This is a genomic window from Arthrobacter sp. Hor0625 (genome assembly GCF_052567525.1).
Genome location: NZ_CP199586.1, coordinates 309178 through 321955, shown reverse-complemented (window position 1 = coordinate 321955; position 12778 = coordinate 309178). Strand labels below are relative to the sequence as shown.

General features: G+C 70.8%; 7 protein-coding genes. All 7 read left to right on the top strand.

The features are described 5' to 3' along the window. Positions 1–29 precede the first annotated feature (29 nt). The 7 genes from glmU (at position 30) to ACTWLI_RS01390 (ending at position 12766) form a co-directional block, all read left to right on the top strand. Complete coding sequence (gene glmU / locus ACTWLI_RS01420; RefSeq protein ID WP_445154948.1) at positions 30–1514, top strand: bifunctional UDP-N-acetylglucosamine diphosphorylase/glucosamine-1-phosphate N-acetyltransferase GlmU; 1485 nt, start codon at positions 30–32, stop codon at positions 1512–1514. 5 nt (positions 1515–1519) lie between these two features. Beyond that, positions 1520–2500 (top strand): ribose-phosphate diphosphokinase, encoded by a 981-nt coding sequence (locus tag ACTWLI_RS01415; RefSeq protein WP_056740260.1) that lies wholly within the window; start codon positions 1520–1522, stop codon positions 2498–2500. Positions 2501–2781: 281 nt separating this feature from the next. Further along, complete coding sequence (locus ACTWLI_RS01410) at positions 2782–3405, top strand: 50S ribosomal protein L25/general stress protein Ctc (protein WP_445154947.1); 624 nt, start codon at positions 2782–2784, stop codon at positions 3403–3405. 102 nt (positions 3406–3507) lie between these two features. Next, entirely contained in the window at positions 3508–4095 is a 588-nt protein-coding gene (pth, locus tag ACTWLI_RS01405; protein WP_445154946.1) for an aminoacyl-tRNA hydrolase, read from the top strand. 143 nt (positions 4096–4238) lie between these two features. Further along, complete coding sequence (locus ACTWLI_RS01400; RefSeq protein ID WP_445154945.1) at positions 4239–6998, top strand: LuxR C-terminal-related transcriptional regulator; 2760 nt, start codon at positions 4239–4241, stop codon at positions 6996–6998. Then, positions 6976–9711: a LuxR C-terminal-related transcriptional regulator gene (locus tag ACTWLI_RS01395; protein WP_445154944.1), complete on the top strand. Its 2736-nt coding sequence runs from the start codon at positions 6976–6978 to the stop codon at positions 9709–9711. Before ACTWLI_RS01400 ends, ACTWLI_RS01395 begins: the two co-directional genes overlap by 23 nt. 325 nt (positions 9712–10036) lie before the next feature. After that, positions 10037–12766 carry a LuxR C-terminal-related transcriptional regulator gene (locus ACTWLI_RS01390; protein WP_445154943.1) on the top strand — a complete coding sequence of 910 codons (2730 nt, stop codon included), beginning with the start codon at positions 10037–10039 and terminating at the stop codon, positions 12764–12766. The last annotated feature ends 12 nt before the right edge of the window (positions 12767–12778 follow it).

Sequence of the window (12778 nt, the reverse complement as noted above, 5' to 3'; positions counted from 1 at the left end):
CCAGGCCGCTGAGCAAGGAGAGCCCGTACGTGAGCCCCGAGAAGACCGGCCCCGCGGCCGTCATCGTCCTAGCTGCAGGTGCCGGTACCCGGATGAAGTCCCGCACCCCCAAGATCCTCCACGAAATCGGCGGCCGCTCGCTCGTCGGCCACGCGCTCAACGCCGCCCGTGCCCTTGCTCCGCGCGAGCTGGCCCTGGTCGTCCGGCACGAACGCGACCTGGTCGCCGGGCACATCGCCGAGATCGACCCGCAGGCCCTGATCGTGGACCAGGACGAGGTGCCCGGCACCGGCCGCGCCGTCGAGGCCGCCCTCGAAGCCCTCGACGCCCGGCACCCCGACGGCCCGCTGGCCGGGACCGTCGTCGTCACCTACGGCGACGTGCCGCTGCTCACCGGCGAGCTGCTCGCCGAACTGGTCACGGCCCACGAAACGGTCCGCAACGCCGTCACCGTGCTCACCGCCGTCCTCGACGACGCCACCGGGTACGGCCGCATCCTGCGCGGCACCGACGGGACCGTCACCGGCATCCGCGAACACAAGGACGCCAGCGACGCCGAACGCGCCATCCGCGAAATCAACTCGGGCATCTACGCCTTCGACGCCGCCGTGCTGCGGGATGCGCTGGCCCAGGTCACCACCGACAACGCCCAGGGCGAGAAGTACCTCACCGATGTCCTGGCCCTGGCCCGCGCCGCCGGCGGCCGGGTCGCCGCCGTCGTGACCGAGGACCGCTGGCAGGTCGAGGGGGCCAACGACCGGGTGCAGCTCTCCGCCCTCGGCGCCGAACACAACCGGCGCACCGTCGAGGCCTGGATGCGGGCCGGCGTCACCGTCGTCGACCCCGCCACCACCTGGATCGACGCCACCGTCACGCTCGATGAGGACGTCCGCCTGCTGCCGAACACCCAGCTGCACGGCACCACCACGGTGGCGCGCGACGCCGTCGTCGGCCCCGACACCACCCTCACGGACGTGCAGGTGGGGGAGGGTGCCAAGGTCATCCGCACCCACGGCTCCGGCTCGGTCATCGGCGCAAACGCCAGCGTCGGGCCCTTCACCTACCTGCGCCCGGGTACTGTCCTGGGCGAAACCGGCAAGATCGGCGCGTTCTACGAAACCAAGAACGTCACCATCGGCCGCGGCTCCAAGCTGTCCCACCTCGGCTACGCGGGCGACGCGGAAATCGGCGAGGACACCAACATCGGCTGCGGCAACATCACGGCCAACTACGACGGCGAGAAGAAGCACCGGACCATCATCGGCTCCGGCGTCCGCACCGGCTCCAACACCGTCTTCGTCGCCCCCGTCCAGGTCGGCGACGGCGCCTACAGCGGCGCCGGCGCCGTGATCCGCAACGACGTGCCCGCGGGCGCCCTGGCCCTGTCGCTGGCCAAGCAGCGCAACTCCGAGGGCTGGGTCGTCTCGCACCGCCCGGGCTCCATCTCCGCGGCGCTGGCCGAGGCCGCCGCCCCCACAGCTTCCAGTACTCCGGCATCGACAGAAGAGGGCTAGCAATCATGAGCGAAATTACGGCACACGGCGAAAAGAAGCTGGTGCTCGCCGCGGGGCGCGCGCACCCGGAACTGGCGCGCGAGATCGCCAAGGAGCTGGGAACCGAGCTGCTGCCGCTGGATGCCTATGACTTCGCCAACGGCGAGATCTACGTCCGGGCCGGCGAAAGCGTCCGCGGCACCGACGCCTTCGTCATCCAGGCGCACCCTGCACCGCTGAACAACTGGCTCATGGAACAGCTGATCATGATCGATTCGCTCAAGCGGGCCTCCGCCAAGCGCATCACGGTGGTCTCTCCCTTCTACCCCTACGCCCGCCAGGACAAGAAGGGCCGCGGCCGCGAGCCCATCTCGGCCCGCCTCGTCGCGGACCTGTACAAGACCGCCGGCGCCGACCGCATCATGAGCGTGGACCTCCACACCTCGCAGATCCAGGGCTTCTTCGACGGTCCCGTGGACCACCTGATGGCGATCCCGCTGCTCGCCGACTACATCCGCACCCGCGTCGGCTCGGACAACGTCACCGTCGTGTCGCCGGACACCGGCCGCGTCCGGGTCGCCGAACAGTGGGCCGAACGCCTCGGCGGCGCGCCGCTGGCCTTCGTTCACAAGAGCCGCGACCTGACCGTGCCGAACCAGGCCGTCTCGAAGACCGTCGTCGGCCAGATCGAGGGCCGCACCTGCGTGCTGATCGATGACATGATCGACACCGGCGGAACCATCTCCGGCGCCGTCCAGGTGCTGAAGAACGCCGGCGCCAAGGACGTCATCATCGCGGCCACCCACGCCGTGTTCTCGGACCCCGCCGCGCAGCGCCTCGCCGAATCCGGCGCCCGTGAAGTCGTCGTCACCAACACCCTGCCGATCGCGGCGAACAAGCGCTTCCCGCAGCTGACCGTGCTCTCGATCGCGCCGCTGATCGCCCGGGCCATCCGCGAAGTGTTCGACGACGGTTCGGTCACCAGCCTCTTCGACGGCAACGCCTAACCGGCTTCGACGCCTGCTTGGCGGGGCCGCCGGAACTCCGGCGCCCGCCCCGGCGTGCCGGGCCCCGTTTTCGCGACGGGGCCCGGCCCTGCTAGACTCGAGGGCGATACCTTGGCGAGGGAGAGCGCCGGCGGGCCGCGAAAGCGGACTCCGCCGAACTGCTGGTCTCCGTTATCGACTGGGTCTGAATCTCCTTCTGAAGGGCGGCCGTGCCGCCCGGCGTTGAAGGTCGCTGACAGACCTCCGCCCTTGCTACACCGATCACATCACAGGAGATATCCATGTCTGAGCAGAAGCTCGCAGCAGAAGTCCGCACCGAATTCGGCAAGGGCTTCGCCCGCCGCGCCCGCATGGCCGGCCGCATCCCCGCCGTAATCTACGGCCACGGCGCCGAGCCGGTCCACATCACCCTCCCGTCCAAGGCGACCACCCTCGCGGTCCGCACGCCCAACGCCCTGCTGTCCCTGGACATCGAGGGCGAAGCGCGCCTGGCCCTGGTCAAGGACATCCAGCGCAACCCGATCAAGCAGATCGTCGAGCACCTCGACCTGCTGACCGTCCGCCAGGGCGAAAAGGTCACCGTCGACGTCCCCGTCCACGTCACCGGCGACGTTGCCCCGGGCAACGTGCACAACCTGGAGATGACCACCATCTCGCTCGAGGCCGAGGCCACCCACCTGCCGACCGCCGTCGAGGTCAGCGTCGAAGGCCGCGCCGCCGGCGAGCACGTCCACGCTTCCGACGTCGTGCTGCCCAAGGGCACCGTCCTGTTGGCCGACGCCGACGCCCTGGTCGTCAACGTCTCCGAGGCCGTCGAGATCGTCGAGGAAGAAGAGACCGCGGAAGAGGCCGCCCCGGCCGAAGGCGCGGAAGCCGAAGAGCAGTCCGAGGCTGCCGCCGAGTAATTCCGGCGAATCCTCCGGCGGCCGGGTCCCAGTGGGGCCCGGCCGCCGTCGTCTCCGCCCGGCCCGGCCACGGCCCGGCGCCCTGCCCCGAAGGATGGACCCATGACCGACACCTGGCTGATCGTAGGCCTCGGCAACCCGGGCACCGAATACGCCCACAACCGGCACAACGTCGGCCAGATGGTGCTGGACGAACTCGCCCACCGGGTGGGCGGCAGCTTCAAGTCGCACAAGTCCCGTGCCCAGGTCCTCGAGGGCCGGTTGGGTATCGGCGGGCCACGGGTGGTGCTGGCCAAGCCGCTGAGCTACATGAACGTCTCCGGCGGCCCGGTCTCCGCGCTGGCGAAGTTCTACGGCATCGAGCCGGACCGCGTGGTTGCCGTGCATGACGAGATCGACATTCCGTTTAATACGGTCAAACTTAAGCTCGGCGGCGGCGAAGGCGGCCACAACGGCCTGCGTGATATCTCCAAGGCGCTGGCGACCAAGGACTACCTGCGCGTCCGCGTGGGCGTCGGCCGGCCGCCGGGACGGATGGACACCGCCGACTTCGTGCTGCGCGACTTCGCCGCGGCGGAGAAGAAGGAGCTGCCGTTCCTGATTGACGACGCCGCCGACGCCGTCGAGGCCCTGCTGCGCGACGGACTGCAGGCCGCCCAGCAAAAGTTCCACCCCGCGAAGGCCCAGTAGCCCCCAGTTTTTCCAGTCATTTTCCTTTCCAACCGTCCTACCCGGCCGTTATGCTCTGTCTACTTGTCCGGGGGAGGGGTTACCCTACTTCTGGACGGACGGTCTTGGGGTTGCCGTCCGCGAGGCGGTGCGAAGGAAACTTTATGTCGAGGGACTCACTGGGCTGGGGGAATGTTTCCACGGCACCGGCGCTGGCCGGAACCCGGCAGGCGGCCGGACCGGTCAACAAGCACGCGTGGTCAGGCCTTGCCCGCGGTGCCGATGCCGTACGGGTCCGCAATGCCCTGGACGCCCCCGGCAGCATGGGGGTCGTTATCACCGGGGACCGCGGCGTCGGCAAATCCCTGGTCGGCCGCAGCGCCCTCGCCGGCCTCGGCCCGCAGGTCTTCACCCTCCAGCTGCGCACTTCGGGAACGGGCGCCAACACGCCCTACGGCTGCCTGGCCTTCACCCTGGTCAGGCTGCCGCAAAGCGCACTGGGCTCGCCCACCGCGATCCTGCACGGAATCACCTCGCTCATCCGGGATGACGCGGCCGGCCGGCCGTGCGTGATCCTGCTGGATAACGCCGGTTCCCTCGACGAACAGAGCACGGGGGTCCTGCTGAACCTGCTGCAGACCGGGACCGCCAAGCTGATCGCCACCGCGCAACGCACCTCCGACCTGCCGCCGGACTTTTACTGGCTGATCAACTCCGGCCAGCTGGCGGAGGTCCGGCTGGCCGCGATGACGGAGATCGAAACCCAGGAGGTGCTGCAGGCCGCCCTCGGGCACCGGGTATCGACCGCACTGGCCTCCCAGCTGCATGAACTCGTCGGCGGCAGCCCCACCCTGCTGCAGGCGGTAGTCTCCGAACAGATCGAGCGCGGCAACCTGGTGCTGTCCGGGTCGGTCTGGACGCTGCTCGACGAGGTGGTGCTGGACGGGAAGACAGCGCTGGAGGACATCGTCCGGGCACGGTACGCCCGCGAGACCCCGGAAGCGCGTGAGGTGATCGAGGTGCTCTCCTGCGCCCGCACCATGTCCCTGGCCCGGCTCGCGCGGATGTTCGGCCCGGGACTCATCGCGGACATGGAGGAAGCCGGCCAGATCGTCGTCGACCGCACCGACCAGCACCTCGTGACCCTGGGCGACCGGTATCTGGGCGACATCGTCCGGAACTGGCTGAGTGTCGAACGCCGGCTGGAACTGCGCGACAAGGTGCCCGGCCACCAGGAACAGGAACTCGAGGAACTGACCGTCGAGGACCTGCTCGGTTACGCCGCCTGGACCCATGACTGCCACGCCGAACTCGCACCGGCGCACGCCCTCGCCGCCGCCCGGGCCGCGGTCCGCCTGTTCGACCCGAAGTTTGCGCTCAAGTGCGCCGGCAGCATCCGCCCCGGGGACAACGAATGGCCCGAAGGCCAGCTGCAGAAAGCCGCTGCCTACCTCCAGCTCGGTCTTCCGCTCCAGGCAATGGCCGCCCTGGACGATATATCCGAGGCCCAGGCCGGCCGGCTCGGCCCGGTGGCCTTCGCCGAACTGACAGCCGCCCGGACGGACTGCATGGCCTGGTTGCCGGACCGTTCCGGGAAGGTCCCGGAACGGATCCGCGCGGCCAGGCTCCGGCTCGAGGAACTCGGCGACGCCGGGAACTACCGCCCCGACAGCGACGAGGCCCGGGCGCTGGCGCGGGCCGGGCTGTGCATGGACCTCTGCGAGTTCAATTACCTGTCCTTTATCGGCGACTACGAGCCGATGATGGACCGGCTCCGGGCCGCCGCCACCTCCGCCGATGCGGACACGCTGGACCCGGCGCACCGGCTGCGGGCGTCGATCATCCTGATGGAAGCGCTGTGCGTGACGGGCAAGGAACTGGACGCCCGGCGCCTGATGCGTGAGCTCGGCGGCACCCTGGGCGAATGGTCCCACGTGCCGCGCATCCGGGAGAACTTCGCCTGGCGGGCCTACAACGTGCTGCTGCTCTCCGGCCAGTGGCGCCAAGCCATCGACATGCTCAAGGACGCCAGCGGCCGGGCCGGGCACGGCCTGCACTCCGGCAGCGCCGCCACGGACCTCGCCGTCGGCGTCGCCTACGTGTACGCCGGCCGCGGCCACCTCGCCCTGGATCCGCTGCTGGCCGCCATCGCCCAGCTTGAGGTCAGGACCAGCCTGCATGCGCTGCGCCAGGCGTACGCCGCAACGGCGTTCGCCTACGCGCAGACGGGCAACTCCGTCCAGGCCACCGTCTACCTCGACCGGGCCCGGTCCGCAGACGGTCCGGCCCGGTTTGTCATCAGCAGCTCGGCGGACTTCTGCATGGACATGGCCTCCCGCTGGCTCGGCGATCCGGGCGCGAAGGACCGGCTGGTCCGGGCCGCCGAGCAGCACTTCCGCGCCGGCCGGTACACCCCCGCCGGCATCTGCATGCTGGGCGCCACCGTCAACGGCACCGCCAAGGACTTCCAGTTCATGGAGGACATCGCCGCGCACCGCCAGGGGCCGCTCGCCGAGCTGTCCCGGGCGGTGGCGGTGGGAAGCCGGAAGAAGGACGCGGCGCTGATGCTGGAGGCCGCGCGGCTGGCCGACGCCATGGAACTGGATGCGGTGCAGGCCAGGTGCGCCGCGCTGGCCTACGATTTCGCCAGGAATGCGGGCCTGACGGCGAGCGCGACCGCGGCCCATACGATGCTTGAGTCCCTCGCCGAGTCGGTGCCCACGCTGCCCGTGGTGCCGAAGACCAAGGGGCCGCTGCTGACCGACCGGGAGCGGCAGATCGCTGCCCTGGCCGGGAACGGGGTTTCGAACAAGGACATCGCCCAGGAAGTGGGTATTTCGGTCCGGACGGTGGAGGGGCACTTGTACCAGGTCTTCACAAAGCTCGGCGTGTCCTCTCGGAGTGATCTGCTTGGACTCATCTAAGGCCCGCGCCGTGGCGCCTGCCGGCGGGCAGCCCCGCGTGCCCACGGGCAGGTCCGACGAAACCAGGTCCGCCGTGGAAGCCTTGCAGGGCGGCGCCCACGCCGCGGTCCTGGTCCTCGGCGACCACGGTATCGGCAAGTCGACCCTGATGGAGGCCGTGGCTGACGGGCTCGGCGGGCAGGTCACACCGGTGCGCCTGCACGGCAGCCCCGCCCTCCGCCACGTGCCCTACGGGGTGCTGGCGCCGTTCATCGTGGAGCTGCCCGTGGAGGAGGCGACGTCCCAGCTGGCGGTGCTGCGGGTTTTCTGGAGCTACCTCGAGGGGGAGCGGCGCACGGCCGGGAAGCCGCTGCTGCTGGTCGTCGACGACGCCCACGACCTCGACGACGCGACGGCTGGGGTCCTCGTGGAGCTCGCTGCCGCCGGCTGGGCCAAGCTGCTGGTCGGCGCCGCCGCCCGCCCGGGCCTGCCGGAGCCGCTGCTGCAGCTCTGGTTCGAGGGCGTCGCCGAACGCCACGACCTCCGTCCGCTTTCCCGGGAGCAGAGCGCCGAAGTCCTCGCCGAGCGGCTGGGTCCCCAGGTGCTGCCCAATGTGGCGGAGGTGCTCTGGGAGGCGTCCGCCGGCAACCCGCTGCTGCTGAGCTGCCTGGTCGATGACGCGACCAGCGACGGGACGCTGCTGCAGCGCAACGGCGTGTGGCTGCTCTCCCGGGCGCTGAACAGCCACGGCGAACGCCTGACCGATGTCGTCCGCCGCCAGTTGCTGCGGCGGTCAGCGGCGGAACGCACGGCCCTGAACCTGGTGGCGTTAGCCGAGCCGGTCTCCCGCAGCCTGATCGAGGCGGTGGTGGACGAGGAGACCGTGGCCGGGCTGATCGACCAGGAGCTGCTGCGCGTCGGGGACGGACCCCGGGCCGAGCTGCGGCTCTGGCACACGGTGTACGGGGACACCTTGCGGAACCTCATTTCGCCCGCACGCAGCCTGCAGCTCCGGCAGAGCCTGCTGCGGCTGATGGACCGGGAGCCCGTCACCGCCGAGGGCCTCCTGCGCCAGGTGAGCTGGTCGCTGGAATGCGGCGTCGACGTCGAGGACCGGCAGCTGCTGCGGGCCGCCGTGCTGGCCAGCCGGCTCTTCGAAGACGACCTCGCCCGCAGGGCCGCGTCGCACGTCAAGGACCCGGAACTGAAGCTCACGGCCCGCTCGGTGATCGCCCGCACGCACTACAACACCGCAGACCACGAGGCCGCACGGGACATCCTGGAAGCGGATTTTGCCAAGGGACAGACGGTGGCGGGTGTCCTCGCGGGCTCCCTCCTGTGGGCGGCGGTCTTGTCCGCGCTGGGGCATTCCCCGGCCGAGATCATGGAGCGCGCCGAGGCCCTGCTGCGCGCCGGCGAGCGGCTCGCCGCGCAGAACCCGGACGACGCCGAGGGTATCCTCACGGCCGTCCGGGACCGGGTGCAGACCATCGGCAGCATGGTCCTCGCGCTCGCCGGGGAGGATGCCGTGGAAGGCGGCCCGGACGACGCCGCTCGGTCCCACGGCGCGGGCTCCGACGGCGCGTCAGCGGGCAACCACCTGGAAGAGGCGTTCAGGCTGGCCCTTCACGCGGAGCGGCTGCTGGTCCGGGGCCTGCCCGACAGCGCCTCCTCCGCCGCCGCGGCGGCGCTGGCAGCCGCGGGTGCCGACCACGACGAGCTGTATTTCCTCAACGACTTCCTTGCGGTGCGGGCGATGACGGCGGCGATCCACGGGGGCGACTGGGAGACCGCGGAGCGTCTGATGGGCGGGTTCGTGGCTGCCTACGGTCCCAGCCTTATTTCCTTCGGCGGCGGGGTCCATACGGCCACCGGCATCATCCTGCTCTACCAGGGCCGGTCGGCAGAGGCCAAGCGGACGCTGCGGGCGGCGCTCGAATCACTCCGCGTGGCCGACCCCCAGCAGCTGTTCTCCGTGACGGCCGCCATGGCCTTTGCGGCGGCTGCCGACATCGGTGCCCGGGACAAGGCCGCGGGGCTGCTGGCCGACTACGAGTCCGCCCGGCCGGCGGTCTCCCGCTACCTGCGCACCCTGTCCGAAATGGCCGTGGTGTACGGCAAAGCCCGCCTCGACGGCAGCCTGGGCGCCGCGGCGGAAGAACTGGACCGGCTGGGACAGCCCGACGGCGGCCCCCGCACCGCGGGACTGCAGTTCGATGCGCTCACCTTCCGCCTGGCCCTGGGGGACCTGGAGGCGGCCTCCCGGCTGCGCGAGCTCAAGCCCGGCCTGCAGGGCCGCCGCGCAGCCGCCGTGTGCGGCTACGCCGACGCGCTCGGGTCCGGTGATCCCGGCGGCCAGCTCGATGCCGCCAAGGCCTGCGAAGCGGCCGGTCTCTGGGGCTTCGCCGCCCAGGCCTACGGCTCCGCCGCAGCCGCCTACCAGGCAGCCGGGGACACCCTGCGCGAGCGGATGGCGGCATCGCAGCGGCAGCGCTGCCGCGACCGGGCGGACAGCCAGGACGGAGCGGAAGCGGACGACGAGGACAGCGGCCTCGGCCTCCTGACCCGGCGGGAACGGGACATCGTGGCGCTCGCGGTCCGGGGCCTGAGCGACCGGCAGATCGCCGCCGAACTTCAGGTCTCGGTCCGTACCGTGGAGGGCCATCTCTACCGCAGCTACGCCAAGCTGAACATCAAGGGCCGCGACCAGCTCCGCCAGGTGGCCCCGGACTAGGTGACCGCCGGACCAGGTAGCAGCCGCCGATCCCTGACTGCACCCGAAGAACACCGAAGAACACCGGAGCAAACCCGCGGACACGCGTCCTGCCGCGCCGCCACTACCCGGCGGCCACCCGTTCCGCGACACACTACTTGGGCGCGGCCACCCGGGCGGCCCGCTCTTTCTGAGTACAGGCACGTAGGCGCCGACTCCGTACCCGCTCCGCAATCGAGTAGTACTTACGGATGCCGTCGCCTGCACGAGTGCCTAGCGTGGATTTATCACTGGTCCATTGATTGCGAAGGTCTCGAAGGTCTCTCCAGATTGCGAAGGTCTCTCCATGTTTCAGCAGGAATCCGGCGTGTCCGCCGGCAGCGGTAAAACCGAGGCGATTCCGCCAGCACGCCGGCCATTCCAGGAGCGGCACGAAAAACCCTTCACCCGCCAGCACACCGTCACAGACATCGTCTCCACGCTGAAGTCCGGCGTCGGCTGCGGCGTCGTGCTCGTCGGCGAGCACGGGGCCGGAAAGTCCTTCATCGCCCAGCGGGCCCTCGAACAGCTCGGCGGGGACCACCTGGTGGTCCAGGTCCGGGGGAGTTCCATCGCGTCCAAGCTTCCGTACGGGGCGCTCAGCGTCCTGCTCAACGACCTCGACGCGTCCCACCTGGAGCACCCGCTGATGGTATTGCGCGGGCTGACCCAGCTGCTCCATGCCAAGGCCCAGGGCCGGGGCGTGGTCCTCTTCGTGGACAACATCCACGACCTGGATGACCTGTCCTGCATGATGGTGGCCCAGCTCAGCGCCGGCGGACACGTCACGCTGCTCGCGGCCTGCGTGGATCTGCACCATGTCGGGGGAGACATCATGGGCCTGTGGAAGGACGACCTGCTGCGCCGGGTTGACCTGGCCCCGTTCGACTTCGCGGAGACGGCCGCGACGCTCAACCAGGAGTACGGCGGCCGCTTCTCGCACTCGGCCGCCCGCGCGCTGTGGAACGCCAGCGGCGGGAACGCCCTGTTCCTGCACTCGTTGGCGCGGGAGCAGATCAAGCTCGGCACCATCGTCCGGCAGGACGGCGTCTGGGTCCTGGGCGGCCGGCCGATCGCCCTGACCGGGGAGGTGCGGGACGTGGTCAAGGCGCGGCTGAACCGGCTCACCCCCGGCCAGCGGGACGTCTTCGAGCTTTTGGCCCTCGCCGGCTCCGTGCCCCTGCAGGTGCTGATGCGGATCTTCAACCCGCAGGACATGGACAGCCTGCAGGAACGGGCGCTGATCCAGGTCAGCCACGACCATCCGCCGATGGTCGCGGTGGCCAACCCCGTGACCGCCGCGATCGTGGCCGGCGTCGTGCCTCCGGGCCGCAGCGCGGAACTGCGGCGGCGGCTGACCGCCGTGCTCTCGGACGCCGAGCAGGACGCGCCCCGCGGCCCGGCCGGCGTGGCCTGGGCGCTGGACTGCGGGGAAACGATCAGCGCCGGAACAGCCCTCGTGGCTGCACGGGCCGCCAATAACGCCTCCGATCCGGCCCTGGCCCTGCGCTTCATCGAAGAAGCCGACGGGTGCCGGCAGCTGGCCGGGGCGGCCGTCGAGGCGGTGCAGGCGCACATCGCGGCAAACGACACCGAAGCGGCGCGGCGCGTCCTCCACGGCGTGGACGGCCCGCCGGGCGCGGATCTTCCGTCGGGAGAGTGGGTGGCCCTGCAGCTGCTGCGGATCGAGCTGGACCTCCGCAGCCACGGCGCGGCCGGGGATGCCAGGGCCACGCTGCAGCGCGTTCGGGAGCGCGTCGACGGGGAATCCGACGGGATGGCTGCGCAGGGCGTCCGTGCCCAGGTCCGCCTGGCCGAGGCCAGGCTGGCTGCCTTCGAGGGCCGCTACGACGATGTCCTGGCGATCCGGAAAGACTTCGACCCCCAGCTCGGCACGGAAACCGGAATCCTCACCGCCAGCCTGCTGTGCGAAGCCATGGCCGTCAGCGGCAACGTCCTGGGCGCCATGGGACTCGGCAAGCAGATTATCGCGGCCGCCGCGGCCGTGCCGCTGGCAGACCGGACGGTGCGCGAGATCCGCGGCCGCTTCCTGCTCCTGTTGCTGCTGTCCGCGAAGTTCCGCGAGGCCAGCGCGTTCATCGCGTCCGCGTCCGGCACGTCCGAGCCGCAGGCTCGCCTTGGCGGCATGTTCGAGATCGGCCAGGGCGTCATCGACCTGCACGCCGGTCGGCTCGAGCTCGCCGCCCCCTGGCTGGAAGCAGGAATGTGGCAGCTGCGCACCGGCGATCCCGACGGCCTGTCCGCACTGGCGACGGCGGCCTGCGCCTACGCCGCAGGCCTCGCCGGCGATGAAGAGAAGGCGGCCGGGCTGCTGGCCGACGTGGCACAGCCGCAGGGCAACAGCTCCTGGCTGGTGCGGCGGATGACCCGGTACTTTGAGCTGTGCGCGCTGGCTGAACTCGGGCAGCGGGCCTCCGCGATCCGCACCCTCGTGGACGAGGCCGGAAGCGAGGCCGACGCCGGATCACCGGCCACCGGGCTGCTTTTCCTCTCCGCCGCGGCCCGCCTCGGGGACCGGCAGCTGTGCCAGAAGCTCGCCGGTCTCGCCAGCCAGGTCACCGGGCATTTCGCCATGCTGTGCCTGCGCCTGGCGGAAGGGGTCAAGGACGGTTCCAGCGAGCAGCTGCTCGCGGTGGCCAAGGACGCGGACGCCGCCGGGAACGCGGTGTTCGCCCGCGACGTGGCCCGGCGGGCCGTGTTCTGCGCCAACGAGGCGGGCAACCGGATTGCGCTGCGCGTTGCGCAGCGGACCGAGCAGTCCCTGGACAGCAGGTTCGGTAATCCGGGCAACGGGCTGCATTCCCTCACCACCACCACGCTGACCGCCCGGGAATGCGAAGTGGCGGTCCGGGCGGCAGCCGGGACCCCGAACCGCAAAATCGCCGAGCAGATGCACGTGTCGGTCCGCACCGTGGAAGGGCACCTGTACCAGGTTTACGCGAAACTCCACGTGGCCAGCCGGTCGGAGCTCAAAGATGTCATCTCGGGACCGGCCGCCAGCGCGCGCATCGGCTGACCCGGGGGACGG